Annotated in this window: 16 protein-coding genes; 6 read left to right on the top strand and 10 right to left on the bottom strand. The window is 69.8% G+C overall.

Annotated features, from left to right (window positions below; genetic code table 11):
- Positions 1 to 179: 179 nt before the first annotated feature.
- The gene (locus tag M3667_RS00210; RefSeq protein WP_251503487.1) at positions 180 to 1415 is read right to left on the bottom strand and encodes an NAD(P)/FAD-dependent oxidoreductase; all 1236 of its coding nucleotides are present in this window, start codon (positions 1413 to 1415) and stop codon (positions 180 to 182) included.
- 49 nt (positions 1416 to 1464) lie between these two features.
- The gene (locus M3667_RS00205) at positions 1465 to 1815 is read right to left on the bottom strand and encodes a helix-turn-helix transcriptional regulator (protein ID WP_144784495.1); all 351 of its coding nucleotides are present in this window, start codon (positions 1813 to 1815) and stop codon (positions 1465 to 1467) included.
- Between the two features lie 100 nt (positions 1816 to 1915).
- Here M3667_RS00205 and M3667_RS00200 point away from each other — a divergent pair, with 100 nt between their 5' ends.
- Genes M3667_RS00200 through M3667_RS00190 form a run of 3 tightly spaced genes read left to right on the top strand, consistent with a single transcriptional unit; the run spans position 1916 to position 4109 of the window.
- A complete protein-coding gene (locus M3667_RS00200) occupies positions 1916 to 2323 on the top strand; it encodes an arsenate reductase ArsC (RefSeq protein ID WP_144827787.1) in 408 nt (135 codons plus the stop codon).
- On the top strand, positions 2320 to 3615 hold the full coding sequence (locus M3667_RS00195) for an FAD-dependent oxidoreductase (protein ID WP_251503485.1): 1296 nt from the start codon (positions 2320 to 2322) through the stop codon (positions 3613 to 3615). The genes M3667_RS00200 and M3667_RS00195 overlap by 4 nt, the downstream gene beginning before the upstream one ends.
- A complete protein-coding gene (locus M3667_RS00190; protein ID WP_251503483.1) occupies positions 3612 to 4109 on the top strand; it encodes a GNAT family N-acetyltransferase in 498 nt (165 codons plus the stop codon). The genes M3667_RS00195 and M3667_RS00190 overlap by 4 nt, the downstream gene beginning before the upstream one ends.
- A 46-nt stretch (positions 4110 to 4155) precedes the next feature.
- On the opposite strand, the gene msrA is transcribed toward M3667_RS00190, so the two are convergent.
- The 4 genes from msrA to M3667_RS00170 all read right to left on the bottom strand — a co-directional run bounded on the left by msrA (position 4156) and on the right by M3667_RS00170 (position 7465).
- On the bottom strand, positions 4156 to 4710 hold the full coding sequence (gene msrA / locus M3667_RS00185; RefSeq protein WP_251505006.1) for a peptide-methionine (S)-S-oxide reductase MsrA: 555 nt from the start codon (positions 4708 to 4710) through the stop codon (positions 4156 to 4158).
- A gap of 53 nt (positions 4711 to 4763) precedes the next feature.
- Positions 4764 to 5222: a peptide-methionine (R)-S-oxide reductase MsrB gene (gene msrB, locus M3667_RS00180; protein ID WP_074694357.1), complete on the bottom strand. Its 459-nt coding sequence runs from the start codon at positions 5220 to 5222 to the stop codon at positions 4764 to 4766.
- Positions 5223 to 5408: 186 nt separating this feature from the next.
- On the bottom strand, positions 5409 to 6098 hold the full coding sequence (locus M3667_RS00175; protein WP_251503481.1) for an isochorismatase family cysteine hydrolase: 690 nt from the start codon (positions 6096 to 6098) through the stop codon (positions 5409 to 5411).
- Positions 6095 to 7465, bottom strand: coding sequence for a uracil-xanthine permease family protein (locus M3667_RS00170; RefSeq protein ID WP_251503479.1), 1371 nt, complete (start codon positions 7463 to 7465; stop codon positions 6095 to 6097). Before M3667_RS00170 ends, M3667_RS00175 begins: the two co-directional genes overlap by 4 nt.
- A 120-nt stretch (positions 7466 to 7585) precedes the next feature.
- Between M3667_RS00170 and M3667_RS00165 the strand changes: the two genes are divergently transcribed.
- From M3667_RS00165 to M3667_RS00155, 3 genes are read left to right on the top strand one after another with little or no spacing between them, the layout of a single operon-like run.
- Complete coding sequence (locus M3667_RS00165; protein ID WP_251503476.1) at positions 7586 to 8161, top strand: helix-turn-helix domain-containing protein; 576 nt, start codon at positions 7586 to 7588, stop codon at positions 8159 to 8161.
- A 53-nt stretch (positions 8162 to 8214) separates the two neighbouring features.
- Entirely contained in the window at positions 8215 to 9411 is a 1197-nt protein-coding gene (locus M3667_RS00160; RefSeq protein WP_251503474.1) for an MFS transporter, read from the top strand.
- Between the two features lie 26 nt (positions 9412 to 9437).
- Positions 9438 to 10265, top strand: a complete 828-nt coding sequence (locus tag M3667_RS00155; protein WP_251503473.1) for an SDR family NAD(P)-dependent oxidoreductase — start codon at positions 9438 to 9440, stop codon at positions 10263 to 10265.
- A gap of 106 nt (positions 10266 to 10371) precedes the next feature.
- On the opposite strand, the gene M3667_RS00150 is transcribed toward M3667_RS00155, so the two are convergent.
- The 4 genes from M3667_RS00150 to M3667_RS00135 are packed head-to-tail and all read right to left on the bottom strand — an operon-like array spanning position 10372 to position 14194.
- Positions 10372 to 11793, bottom strand: a complete 1422-nt coding sequence (locus M3667_RS00150; protein WP_251503472.1) for a PepSY domain-containing protein — start codon at positions 11791 to 11793, stop codon at positions 10372 to 10374.
- Between the two features lie 9 nt (positions 11794 to 11802).
- Positions 11803 to 13032, bottom strand: a complete 1230-nt coding sequence (locus M3667_RS00145) for a Dyp-type peroxidase (protein WP_251503471.1) — start codon at positions 13030 to 13032, stop codon at positions 11803 to 11805.
- Entirely contained in the window at positions 13032 to 13568 is a 537-nt protein-coding gene (locus tag M3667_RS00140) for a copper chaperone PCu(A)C (protein ID WP_251503469.1), read from the bottom strand. Before M3667_RS00140 ends, M3667_RS00145 begins: the two co-directional genes overlap by 1 nt.
- A gap of 11 nt (positions 13569 to 13579) precedes the next feature.
- On the bottom strand, positions 13580 to 14194 hold the full coding sequence (locus M3667_RS00135; RefSeq protein ID WP_251503467.1) for a copper resistance CopC family protein: 615 nt from the start codon (positions 14192 to 14194) through the stop codon (positions 13580 to 13582).
- Positions 14195 to 14231: the final 37 nt, after the last annotated feature.

Here is a 14231-nt window from a genome sequence, read left to right as displayed (position 1 = left end):
GCGCGGGGTCACGGCCCCGCCGGGCACCGGCAGCGCGGGGTCGCGGTCGCGCCGGGCACCGGGTTGCGCTGCCCGGAGCCGCCGAGACTGCATCTCGCTGACGAACCCGCGTCAGGCTGCAGCGGGGTTGTCAGCGAGATGCCGTCTCGCGATCTCAGAGGGGGCGCGACCCCGCCCGCTCACCGCGCGAGGTCGGCCAGCACCGCCTCGGCGGCGCGCTGCCCCGACACCAGGGCGCCCTGGATGGACGCGGTGTCGCGGTGGTCGCCGGCGAGGTAGCGGCCGTCGTCGAGCCGCACGGGGCGGCACAGGCGCAACGGCGGATCCTGCACGGGGAGCGCGTGGGCGATGTCGTCGCGGCGCAGCAGGCGCCACGGCCGGGTGTCTGCCTCCCACACCTCGCCGAGCTGACGCCGCACGTCGTGCTCGGTCGCTGAGGACGGCATTACGCACGTCGCCTGGATGAGGTGCTGCCCGCGCGGGGCGTACGTGGGGGCGGTGTTCGTCATGATCGCGGTGTTCACGATCGGCCCGCGGCGGCGTCCGTCGACGCGCAGAGCGGCATCGCTCGAGGGAGCCTCGTCGGCGGCGAACCACCACGTCTGCAGGCCGCGCGCGGCAGGGTGCGGGGCGTCGAGGGCGTGGTCCAGGCCGCTCGCGAGCACGAGGGTGCGGGCGGTCACGGCATCCGCCCCCTCCACACCGAGGTGCCAGCCGTGCGCGCGCCGCCGGGTCGACACGACGCGGTGCGAGAGGCGGATGCCGGCGCCCGCACGCCGCGCGGTGTCGGCGAGCTGCGCGGGAAGGGCGCCGATCCCCGCGGCGGGAACGCCCGGACGCCCGAGCGCGAAACTGCGGATGAGAAGACGCACGAAGGCGTCGGAGGTCTCTTGCCGGCCGTCGGCGATCACCCCGGCGAGGAAGGGCTCGAGCACCGCCTCGCGAAGGGGGCCGCGCAGGCCCGCCCGGTCCCAGCCCTCGTTGAGCGTAAAGTCGCGGCCCCTCTTCGCGGCGCGCGCCGACAGCAGGGTGGGGCCGACCCAGCGCGCGAGCGCGGCGACATCGGCGGGGCGGACGAGCCCGCTTGCGAGGGTGGCGGGGAGAGATGACGGATGCCGCAGCGGATGCGCCAACCGCGCGACCCGGTCGTCGAGCCGCACGCCGACAGCGACCGGGAAGCGCCGGAGCGCGAGGGCGTCGACGTCGACCCAGCGCCGCACGGCCGGATACGCCGGGTTCAGCACGTGGAAGCCGAGGTCGAGGCGGAATCCATCGACGATGTCGGTGCGCTCGCGCCCGCCGACCGCGTCGTTCGCCTCGAGCACCACGACATCGCGCCCGGCCTCGGCCAGGCGGGTCGCGGCGCGGAGTCCGGCAAGCCCTGCTCCCACCACGACGACGTCGTACTCGCTCATGCCGCGAGCCTAGGCAGGCGAACGCGAGCGGACGCGGGGGTTGCGAGCGTCAGCGACGGGGCGCGATGGCCGCGGCGACGCTGTCGAGAGCGCCCGGCACGAGCGAGAAGTACGCCCAGGTGCCGCGCTTCTCGCGGGTCAGGATGCCGGCATCCACCAGCACCTTCGTGTGATGCGAGACCGTGGGCTGCGAGAGGCCGAGAGGCTCCTGCAGGTCGCACGCGCACGTGGCGCCGGCGTCTTGCGCGGCGATGATCGACACGATCCGCAGGCGCGCCGGATCGGCGAGCGCCTTGAGCGTCTTCGCCAGCGTCTCCGCTTCGGCCGGGGCCATCGCCGCGTCGCCCGACGAGACGCAGCAGGGGGCGTCGAGCAGGGGCAGGGCGATGGTCGAGGTCATGGCATCCATCATCGCCTTCACATCGATGAACGTCAATATTGACGAGCGTCGATGTGTTGCGTCATGCTGTTCCCGTTCGACCCGACCCGAAGGAAGCGCCATGTCCGACACCGCCACCATCCTCTTCGTCTGCGTGCACAACGCCGGCCGCTCGCAGATGGCCGCCGGCTACGCCCGCACCCTGGGCGGCGACCGCGTGCGCGTGCTGTCCGGCGGCAGCGCCCCCGGCGACGCCCTCAACCCCATGGCGGTGGCCGCGATGGCCGAAGAGGGGATCGACATCAGCGCCGAGGTGCCGCAGCTGCTGCTCACCGACGATGTGCGTGCCTCTGACGCGGTCATCACGATGGGCTGCGGAGACGCGTGCCCGATCTTCCCCGGCAAGCGCTACGAAGACTGGGAGCTGACCGACCCGGCGGGCAAAGGCCTCGACGAGGTGCGCCCGATCCGCGACGACATCAAGTCGCGGGTGACCACGCTGCTGCGCGAGCTCGGGATCGACGCATGAGCCTGACCCTCACCGTCCCACCGCGTCCCGAGGCCGATCGCCGCGCGGGTCTGCCCATCGCGATCATCGGCGCCGGCCCCGTCGGCCTGGCGGCCGCCGCGCACCTCATCGAACGCGGGCTGCCCGTTGTCGTCTTCGAAGCGGGCGACACCGCCGGCGCGGCCGTTCGCGCGTGGGGGCACACCCGTCTCTTCTCACCGTGGCGCTACGTCGTCGACGCCGCCGCGCGACGCCTGCTCGAGGCCGAGGGGTGGACGGCTCCGGATGCCGAGGGCCTGCCCACCGGAGACGAGCTGGTCGACGGCTACCTCGAACCCCTCGCGCGCACCGCCGCCCTGGCATCCGTCATCCGGTACGGCACGCGCGTCGAGGCCGTGGCCCGCCAGGGCATGGACCGGACGCGGTCGGTGGGTCGGGCGGCCACCCCCTTCGTCCTGCGACTGCACACGGAGGAGGGCGTGGCGGATGCCACGGCTCGCGCCGTCGTCGACACCTCCGGCACCACGAGCTCGCCGCGGTCTCTGCTGTCGTCGGGTCTCGCGCACGACGACCTCGGTGATCGCGTGACGACGGCGCTCCCCGATGTGCGCGGACCTGACCGCGAGCGCTTCGCCGGTCGGCGCGTGCTCGTCGTCGGTGCGGGGCACTCGGCGGCGAACACCCTCATCGCCCTCGCCGCCCTCGCCGCAGACGAGCCCACGACGCGGGTGACGTGGGTGGTGCGCAACGACGGCACCGCACGTCTGGCCGCCGACGCGGCCGACGACCTCGCGGCGCTTGGACACCTCGGCACGGCGGTCCACGACCTGGTCGCCGACGGTCGTGTCGAGCAGATCGCCTCGTTCGAGATCGACGACGTGCGGCTCTGCGACGACGGCGTGCGCGTCAGTGGCCGCCGCGCGGGGGAGTCTTTCACCCTCGAGGTCGACGTGGTCGTCAACGCCACGGGGTTCCGCCCCGACCTGTCGATGCTGGGCGAGATCCGCCTGGGGCTCGACGAGATCGTCGAAGCACCGCGGGCGCTTGCCCCGCTGATCGACCCGAACCTGCACTCGTGCGGCTCCGTGCCGCCGCACGGGGTCGCCGAACTGACGCACCCCGAGCCCGACTTCTACCTGGCGGGCATGAAGTCATACGGGCGCGCGCCCACGTTCCTGCTGCTCACCGGATACGAGCAGGTGCGCTCGATCGCGGCGGAGCTCGCCGGCGACCGGGCGGCGGCACGGCAGATCGATCTCGTGCTGCCCGAGACGGGCGTCTGCACCACCGACGCGGGGTCCTGCTGCGCGTGAGCGTCTCGCTGCGCCCGCTCGCCGCGGCCGACTGGCCGGAGGTGCATCGCATCTACGCGGAGGGCATCGCTACCGGTCACGCGACCTTCGAGACGGCGCCCCCGGCGACATGGGATGAGTTCGATGGGGCGAAGCTGGCCGCGCACCGACTCGTCGCCGTGAGCGATGAGCGGGTCGTCGGCTGGGCGGCCGTCGCCGCCGTGTCGTCGCGCCCCGTCTACCGCGGAGTCGTGGAGCACTCGGTCTACGTCGAAACTGACGCCCGCGGCCGGGGGATCGGTCACCTGCTGCTCGAGGCCCTCATCGCCTCGACGGAGGCCGCAGGGGTCTGGACGATCCAGTCGTCGATCTTCGCCGACAACCACGCCTCGCTCGCCCTGCACGCGCACCACGGATTCCGCACCGTCGGCGTGCGCGAGCGCATCGCCCGCGATGCCGCCGGCATCTGGCGCGACACTGTGCTGATCGAGAGACGCAGTCCCACGGTCGCCTGACATGACACAGGGCCCGGATGCCATGGCATCCGGGCCCTCATGTCGCTTACGCGGAGGCTTGCTCGCGCTTGGGCAGCACCCAACCGGGGCGCACGAAGTGGCACGTGTACCCGTTCGGGATGCGGATCAGGTAGTCCTGGTGCTCGGGCTCGGCCTCCCAGAAGGGCGCCTCGGGCTCGATCGTGGTGACGACCTTCGCGGGCCAGATGCCCGACGCGTCGACGTCGGCGATCGTGTCGCGCGCGACCTTCTCCTGCTCGGGCGAGAGCGGGAAGATCGCCGAGCGGTAGCTCGTGCCGATGTCGTTGCCCTGACGGTTCAGGGTCGACGGGTCATGGATCTGGAAGAAGAACGCCAGGATGTCGCGGTACGAGGTCTGCGTGGGGTCGAAGACGATCTCGACGGCTTCCGCGTGACCGGGGTGGTTGCGGTAGGTCGCGTGGTCGTTCTGGCCGCCGGTGTAGCCGACGCGCGTGTCGAGCACGCCGGGCTGGCGGCGGATGAGGTCTTCGACGCCCCAGAAGCATCCGCCCGCGAGGACGGCGGTCTCGGTGCCGGGGCGACGGGTGATCTCGCCGGTGTCGGTGGGTCCGCTGGTCATGGTGGTGCTCCTTCTGCGGTTGACGCTGCTGCGGGTGAGGAAAGAGAAGAGGTTCATGAGGCTCGGCTCTCACGGAACAGGGGGAGGTATGCGCCGTACCCTTGCGCCTCGAGCTCAGCGACGGGCACGAAGCGCATCGCGGCCGAGTTCATGCAGTATCTCAGTCCGCCACGGTCGCGCGGGCCGTCGTCGAACAGGTGTCCGAGGTGGCTGTCGGCTCCGGCCGAGCGCACCTCGGTGCGCGTCATCCACAGCGAACGGTCGGTCTTGTTCACGACGGCGGCGTCGTCGATGGGCTTGGTGAAGCTCGGCCAGCCCGATCCGCTCTCGAACTTGTCGGTCGAGGAGAACAGCGGCTGTCCCGACACGACATCGACGTAGATGCCGTCCTCGTGGTTGTCCCAGTACTCGTTGCGGAACGGCGGCTCGGTGGCGTCGTCCTGCGTGACGGCGAACTGGCGGTCGGTGAGGCGGCTGAGCGCTTCCGACGTCTTCCGGTACTCCGTGCTCACGGTGCGTATCCCTTCGTCATGTCGCCCTGTGTCGGGCGTCATGAGTAAGAACGCGGGGGCCGTCGGATTTGGTCCCGTGGGGCTGGGAGCGGGCTGTGAGTTCTTCTCGGGACCGGATGCCGCGGGCGGACACGCTGATGCGCCGATCCCGTGATCCGGGTCCGGCGCGTCAGACGGAGGGGTGGGTTACGCCGCGCGACGCCAGATCTCCAGCAGGGCCGAGGAGTCGAGCACGAGCCCCAGGTGTAAGGAGATCATCGACAGGGCGGCGTCTTCGAGCCCGGCATCCGTCCCGCGCACGAGATCGGAGGGCACGCTGACGCGGTAGCCGAGATTGGACGCGTCGAAAGCGGAGTTGAGCACGCAACAGTCGGCCATGATCCCGTCCAGGACAACCGCCGTCACTCCGAGCTGCCGGAGAAGGAAGTCGAGGTCGGTGGGGTAGAAGGCCGACAGGCGTTTCTTGCCCGAGACGATCTCGTCGCCGGGGAGCACCTCGGTGACGAACTGCGTCCAGCGTGAGCCCTCGAGGGCGTGTTCACGGGCCCCGGGGATCGGGCCGACGTGCTGGGGGAACGTCGCCCGCCAGGCGCTGCTGCTCGACCCATCGACGTCGTCCACCCCCGAGGCGCGCAGGGTCGATCGCACGTGGATGATCCTCACCCCGAGGGCTCGCGCCTCGCGGTGGAATGCGTCGATCCCGCTCACGATCTCGCGTCCTCGCGGAGCGGGGCACGGGCAGGCGGGGTCCTCCGACAGGTGCCCCTCGTGCATGTCGATCGATACGACGGCAGTGCGGGTCGGGTCGAGCCAGCCGGCGAACTCGCCGTTGGAGTCGATGTCGCGGTCGGCGCCGTGCACGCGGATGCGCGTCACGAGACGACCTCCGCCTCATCGACCGGCTGCGTCGCGCGCGCGTTTCGCCGCGCGACGAGAGGGCGGATGCCGTGGTTGATCGCCCCGTGCAGGCCGAGCAGCAGGAACATGCCCATCATCATCGGACTGGTCACGACGGCGGCCACGGAGGGCGGCAGCGTCTCCGTGATCGCCGGGGGGAGGAACTGGCAGCCGAGGGCGACGATGAACGACACCGAAGCGACGACGAGGTTCAGGTCGTCCCACTCGACACCGGTCAGCATCTGCACGCCGCTGAGCGCGATGATGCCGAAGAGGACGGTCGCCGCGGTGCCCAGGACGGGAGCAGGGATGCTCGCCAGGAGCTGCGCGACAGGCGGGAGGAATGCCAGGACTACGGCGATGATGCCCGCCGCGAGCGTGACGAAGCGACTGCCGATTCCCGACACTCGTACGATTCCCGCGTTCTCGGGGTAGGAGGTCGTTCCGATCCCGCCGAAGAGGGCCCCCAGGACGGTCCCCCCGAATTCCGAGAACAGCCCACGGTTGACGCGGGCGGGGTCGATCTTCTGCCCGCCCCAGCTGCCGATCATCGAGTACATGCCCATCGACTCGGTACCCGCCTGCAGGAAGGCCACGAGCATGAGGATCACCACGGTCGGTTCCACACCGAAGCCGAACGGCAGCACGTGCGGCGTGCCGAGCACGCCGCCGGCGAGAAGGTCGGGGAACGACCACTGACCGATCGCGAGAGCGAACAGCGCGCCGCCGACGATGCCCAGGAAGATGGCCGCCCGCTTGATGACTCCGCGCCCCAGCACGAGACAGCCGATGACGACGAGCCCTGTCACCACCGAGATCAGAAGACCGATCACCCCGAAGCCGGGTGTTCCGGCGGTGCCGAACCAGTTGCCTGCACCGATGCCGGCCAGTTGCGCGCCGATGATGAGGAACAACGTGCCGAGCACCACCGGTGACGACACGAATTCCGCCACGTGGCCGAAGAGGCCGAAGCGGCGGAGGGGAAGCGCCAGGAGCATGAAGATGAGCCCGGCGACGATCATCGAGCCGAACGCCGTCCCGAGCCCGAACGCAGCCCCCGCCGAGATGATCGCGACCATGAAGGCCGCGGTCGGCCCTTGCACGATCGGCAGGCGCAGGATGCGGCTGGACTGCAGCACGGTGACCACGCCGGTGAGCAGGAAGCAGGCCTGGATCATGAGGGCCACGTCGCCGGTCTGCAGGCCGAGGGCAGCGCCGATGATGTGCGGGAACACCCAGATGCCGGTCAGGGCGAGGAGGTGCTGGGTGGCGAACAGGGCGGTACGCGCAGGGGGCAGCTTCTCTTCGAAGCCGACCGCGAGCGTCGGTGTGGCGGAAGGGTGCACGAGGACTCCACGGGTCGAGTTGCAGTGTGGGAGTAATTTTTGCAGCCCGGTCGTTACGTTCGTGTTTCGCTGATATCGCAATCTGTGCACTAGGGATGTGGATCGACGACAATGGGGTTCATGACCGACACGGCGACATCCGACCTCGATCACGTCGTGCGCGATGTGGGTGAACGCGTTCGCGCCCTCCGTCTTCGCAACGAGTACACGCTCAATGACCTGAGTGAGCGAACGGGTCTCAGCCTGTCGATGCTCAGCGCGGTCGAGCGTGGGCGCACCACCCCGTCGTTGGGTACTCTGCACGCGCTCGCCGCAGCGCTCGGCGTCCACATCACGGCTCTCTTCGCGCAATCGGGTGGCGAAGACACTCCCGTCACGCCGCTCGCGGACCAGATCGTCGATGTGACGGAAGGCGGCATGGTCCGGCGCACGGCGGTCTATCGGGCCGACTACGACCTCGAGGTCTACGTCGATGAATGGGCTCCCGAAACCGCGCACGCCCGGCGGCCCTCCCAGCACCCCGGACACGAGTTCGGGATCGTGCTCGAGGGGAGCCTGGAGGTTCAGTTGGGCGACGACATCTTCCTCGCGGACGCCGGCGATGTCGCGCAGTTCAGTGCGCGCCGACCGCATCGCATCGTCAACGCCGGACCGGGGACGGCTCGCGCTGTGTGGATCAACCTGCGTCGTCTATAGAACCTGTTTCCATCTAGGCTGGAATTATTCCGGTGAAGATGAAGGGTGCTCGGATGCGAACTCGGTCCTCCGCCAGCGGTGTCGTTTCCGTAGCTGTCGTGATCCTGCTGGGCACCGCGCTCGCCACGGTGCCGACACCGCTGTACCCCCTGTACGCCGACGAGCTGCGGTTGGATGCCGTCGGGATCACTGCCACGTTCGCCGCGTTCGCAGCCGGAGCCGTCTGTGGGCTGCTCGTCGCCCTCCGAGGTTCGTCGCGTCTCCCGCGACGCAGGGCCTACCTCCTCGCCGCGGCGCTGCAGGCGGTGTCGGCGTTCGTGCTCGCCGCTGATCTGGGAATCCCGGGCTTTGCCGTCGGACGCGTCGTGACAGGTGTCGGCTCCGGCCTGCTCGCGGCGTCGGGCACGGCCTTCGTGCTGGAGCTGGGACAGGACCTGGCGCCCCGCGGGGCGCGGGTCGTCCGAACGGTCGCCCCCGCGTTGGCTTTCGCCGGCCTCGGTCTCGGTCCTCTCATCTCAGCGGTCAGTTCGCCGGTCGATGTCCACGGCGCGCGTCTCGTCTTCTTCGGAACGGGCCTCCTCCTCCTGGGAGGGCTCACGGTCTCCCTCGTGCTGCTTCCCGCTCACGCTGGGCGCGAGGGCGGCGCAATCGCGGTGGGCCGACGCCCTGCGCTTGCGTGGTCACCTCGCTTCGGAGCCTTCGCGGCGTTCATGACGACGGGGCTTTTCGGCAGCGTGACGACGGTCCTCCTCGCGGACCTCGGCGTGCACGACATCGCCCTCGCCGGTGCGTTCGCCGCGTCGGTGTTCCTCTTCGGAGCGGTCGGAGTCGTCACGCTGGGGCACCGACTCCCGGCTCCCGTCAGCGCGACGTGCCTGGCCGGAGCACTCCTTCTGGTCGGGGTCGCGATGATGCTGGCGTCGGCCACTCTGCTGATCGTCGCTGCGGTCGCGGCGGGAACGGCCGGTGGAGCATTGTTCGCCCGAAGCCTCGGCGGGGCGATCGCGTCCGCGCCGCAGCACGCGTTCGCCCGCACCGTCTCCGTCTTTCTGTGCGCCTACCTCGGACTGGCCGTTCCCGTCCTGGGGTTCGGGTTCGTGGCCCGTTCCACCGGGACCCAACCGGCGGTGTGGGCCTTCGCGGTGCTCGGCGCGGCGGTGTGCTCGGGGGTCATCGTCGCGAGGATCGTCGAAGGTCGACGGCCGAGCGTGCAAGCCCCGGACCGCTCCGAAGAACGCTCGCTAGCCTGAGCTTCCACCCGCATCAGGAGGTTTGCATGACCCGCACCATCGTCATCACCGGAGCAAGCGACGGCATCGGCGCCGCATCCGCGAAGCAGCTCACCCAGGTGGGCGAAGAGGTCGTCGTCGTGGGCCGCAACCCCGACAAGACCGCCCGCGTCGCGCGCTCGCTCGGGGTGGATTCGTTCGTCGCCGACTTTAGCGACTTGGCGCAGGTGCGGGAGCTCGCGGCATCCCTGCTCGAGAAGTATCCGCGCATCGACGTGCTCGCCAACAACGCCGGCGGCGTGTTCGGCGAGCGCACGTTGACGAAGGACGGCTACGAGACGACGTTCCAGGTGAACCACCTCGCGCCGTTCCTGCTCACCAACCTGCTGCGTGAGCGCCTCATCGAGTCGGACGCCTCGGTCATTCAGACCTCGAGCGCCGCGGCGAAGCTGTTCCCGCGCTTCGACCTGAACGATCTGCAGGGTGAGCGGCGCTACTCCTCGACCGCGGCCTACGGCAACGCGAAGCTCGCGAACGTGCTGTTCACGAAAGAGCTCAACCGGCGCTTCGGCGACCAGGGCGTGTCGGCCGTGGCGTTCCACCCGGGCGTCATCGCCTCGAACTTCGGCTCGTCGAGCGATGGGCCGTGGAAGTTCCTGTACGGCGGCCCGCTCGCCAAGAGCCTCATGACCTCGACCGCGGTGGGCGGGGCGCGTCTGACCTGGCTCGCCCTCGGCAAGCCCGGCGTCGATTGGGAGCCGGGCGGTTTCTACTCGAACAACAAGCCCGCGAAGACCAACCGCATCGCGGACGACCCGGCCGTCGCGAAGGTGCTGTGGGAGCGGAGCGCGGCGCTCGTGGGTCTCGACGACTGACGCCCGATCCCTCGCCGCCCCGACCGTCGATCGGGCGGACGAGGGGGGTGACCGGGGTCGGTGAGCTCGTCAAAACCCCGACCCCGGCCACGTCAGTGCGGACGATTCACGTCCGAGTCCTGGCGCGCCGCATCGCACCCACGACGATGTCGACGAGGACGAATGCGGCGAGGGTGTAGCCCACGAGCGGGAGCCAGAGCCCGATGAGGACGCCGCCGATGACGACGGAGGCGACTCCCCACCAGGGTGCTCCTCCGAGAGCACCACGGCGGGGAGGTGCGCCCACGAGGGTGTGGTTTCGGGTGGGCCGACGCTTCCACCACATCAGATAGCCGAGTACGACCATGGCCGCGATGCCTGCGGCAACAAGGAACATCACAATCTGGTTCGCCACGCCGAACATCGTTCCCATGTGGATGGCGATGCCCCACGTGGCCAGCTTCGCGGGGAGCGAGAAGTCCGCGAAGTCGACGCGATCGACGACCTGCATGGTCGACCCGTCGATGGCGACGGCATCCGCCTCGGTGGGGTAGCTGCGCTGGATCTCCTGGACGACCCACGCGGTGCCGGCCGTCTTCGGAGGGATGATCTGCACGAGCCCGGTGTTGACGTTCGCGCGCTGCGCGATGGCGAGGACAGCGTCGAAGGTGGCGGGGTTCGCCGCGCCCGTGGGAGCGGCGGAGGAGCCTCCGTGGTGCGCATGCTCTCCTCCCTCCGAGGAGGCCCCGGTCAGGCTGGTGGTGACGGTCGGAGTGCCCCAGTCCAGGGCGGCGCGCAGGTTCGAGACGTTGGCGCCGGCGTAGGTGGACCAGGTGATGCCGGTGGCCGAGAGGAACAGCGCACCGACCGCGACCCAGATGCCGACCGATGTGTGCCAGCTGAAGGTGCGCCGGTAGCCGGTGTGCGTCCGAGTGGGACGGATGAAGTCCTTCTTGGCGCGGGACTTGCGGATGCGGATGACCCACAGCGCACCCCCTGCGACGACGACGATGCCGAGCCACGAGGCGGCGAGCTCGCTGTACAGGCGTCCCGGCTCTCCGAGGTGGAGATTACGGTGCAGAGTGCTCAGCCACGTGCGCAACGGCAGCGATCCGCTCGTGCCGTAGACCGTGGTGTCGCCGCGGATTTCCCCCGTGCCGGGGTCGACGAACACGGCTCGCGACTCGCTGGGCCCGAGTCCGTCTGCGGCGAACATGACGCGGGTGGTGTCACCGGGAGCGGGTGCGGGACGGACGGCGGAGAGTGTCGCCTCGCCATCGACGTGCTCTTGCGCGATCGTGATCTGCTCCGCGAGAGTGAGCCGCGTCTCGGTGATGGGGGCGTGCAGCTCGCGTTGGTAGACGCCCTGCTCGATGGTGGGCGCGATCGCGTACAGCGCGCCGCTGAGGGCGGCGATCACGATGAACGGGCCCACGAGGATGCCGGCGTAGAAGTGCAGGCGCAGAAGGAGCGGACCGAACCATCCGCCGCGAGGGCGGGCCTTCGGAGGCTCGCCGGGTGTCGTCGGGGTGGTGAGAGTGGCAGTCATGGGGTGCTTTCAGGAGAGAAGGGTTTCGCCGATGTAGCCGCCCTCGGAGCAGCCGGGGGGAGCGGCGAACACGGCGGAGCCGATGGGCGTCGTCCATTCGTTGAGAAGGTCGAGCTCGTCGAGTCGGCGCTGAATGGGGGTGAACTGTCGATCGATGTCGGCTTGGAACGACACGAAGATCAGACCGGCATTCGAGATCTGACCGGCGGCGGGGGTGTCGTCGTAGTTGAACGCGCGGCGGAAGATGCGCTCTCGCGTGTCGTCGCTTCGCGAGCGGCGCAGGTGCGAGAACTCCGGGATGACGGGGAATCCGATGGGGGTTTTGGCGTCGAAATCGGGCTCGTCGAACTCGTCCGACCCCGTCAGCGGCGCCCCGTTCGACTGGTATCGCCCCACGGATTGATCCCGTCCCGGACGATCCAGACGGTCCCACTTGTCGAGGTCCATCGCGATGCGGCGCACGACGATGCCGGTACCGCCCGCCACCCATCCGTCGTCGGCGTTCCACACGACCGTGTCGAAGTCGGGCGTGCCGGGTTCGGGATTGCTCGTGCCATCAACCTGCCCGAAGAGGTTGCGCATCGTGGTTCCCGGTTTCACCGTGCCGTGGGCGCGTCGGAACCCGTGCTGGGTCCACCGGAGCGTGGCGAAGCTGCGGGTGTCTTTCAGCACCATGCGGCCCGCGTGCGCCACGGTGAGCGGGTCGTCCGCCGCGATCTGGATGAGGAGGTCTCCCTCGCTGTACTCCGGCTGCAGGCGGTCGATGGTGAACGCCGGCAACGGCGCCAACCACGGCGGTGCCGTGCCGCCCGCCCGCGCGACCAGGCGCGGACCGAATCCGAACGTCACGGTGAGACGGGCCGGGGCGACAGCCAGCTCCGGCTCGGAATCGGCCAGGGCGGACTGGCCCTGCGTCATTCGAGCCGCGTCATCGGTGAGGATGCGCATCATCCGGCGGAGCCCGTCTCGGTCCGTGTCGGGGAGGAGGTCGAGCGCCAGAAACACACCGTGGGCCTGTGCCGCCGTGTCGATTCCGGCTTGATGGGCGCCGTAGAACGGAACGGTGACGTCACCGTTGAGAGGCACGGAGGCGGTGGCGGTGGGCGGGGTGCCGCGCAGAGCGGCGTCGATTCCGATCGCACTGACGGCGCCGACGCCGGCGACGGTTCCTCCGAGGAGGAACTGTCGCCGGGTCGAGCCGTTGCGATCAGAACGGGGGCCCCGATCGCGGGAGGCCATTACTGGCCGGTTCCCATGTTCATCTCGCCGCCCTCGTAGGTCTCGTTCGCACCGGAGTAGTCCTTCACCGGTGCGGTGAACTCGTAGGTGGAGTCGTCCGAGAACGTGAGGGTGAAGGTCACCTCGTCGCCCGCGGCGAGCGGTGCGGCGAGGTCCATGAGCATGATGTGGTTGCCGCCGGGCTCGAGCATCAACGACCCGTGGGAGGGAATGACGAAGCCGCCTTCGATCTGGCGCATCACCATCTCCCCGTTCTCGTTCTCGACGGTCTCGTGCAGTTCGAGCATCGGCGATGCCTCGGTGGTGGCCGAGACCACTGTCACGTCGGCGTCGCTGTCGTTGGTGAGTTCGCCGAAGCCGGCCGACATGCCGGAGTCTGCGGACTTCACCCAGGCGTCGCTCATCTCGATCGCATCGCGTGCGGGAGTGTCCGCGGTGCCGGTGGTCGATGTGGCCGCTCCCGAGCAGCCGGTCAAGGTGAGCGCTGCGGCAGCGACGAGGATGCCGAAGCGGATGCGGGTGGTGCGGGTGATCACAGAAGTGCCTTTCACGGAGTTTTCGACGACGGCTCGACGGCCTCTTCGTCGGAGTCGCCGGCTGATCGCCGACGACGGAAGAAAGAAAAGACGGCGAGGGCGGCGATGGCGACCGCTGCCCCTCCCGCCCCGATGAGGACGACCCGGAGGACGCCCTCGTTCTCCTGCGTGTTCTGACCCTCTTGTTCCGGCGTGCTGCTCGCGTTCGACGGCGTGGTTTCTCCGTCGCCCGGGATCGCGCGCTGCAGGGGTTCCGCGTCGCCCACGGTGAACGGGATGACCCCCGAGATGGGGTGCCCGTCCGACGAGACGACCCGCCAGCGAACCTCGTAGCCGCCGACCGGCAGTTCCTCGGCGAATGGCGCGCTCACGGTGGTCGCTTCCACCGTCGCCTCCGCCGCCGTCCAGTCGCGGCCATCGGCATCCGCCACCATGATCAACGCCCCCACATCCATCAACTCGGCGCTGAACTCCAACGCCACCGAAGACGGAGAGACGTCGAGACGTTCATCGGCGGACGGGGTGCTGGAGAGCAGATCATCGTGAGCGGAAGCGGGGACGACGGAGGTCATGACGAGCACGACCGCTGCCGCCGCGCCGACCGCGAAGCGGCGGAACGGGGACATGGAAACCTTTCGCGGGTACCCAACGGCGGGTACGCAG

Source organism: Microbacterium sp. P26 (genome assembly GCF_023712585.1).
Lineage (GTDB): Bacteria > Actinomycetota > Actinomycetes > Actinomycetales > Microbacteriaceae > Microbacterium > Microbacterium algihabitans_A.
The sequence above is the reverse complement of the archived record's forward strand: the minus strand, read 5'-3'. Positions and strand labels throughout refer to the sequence as shown.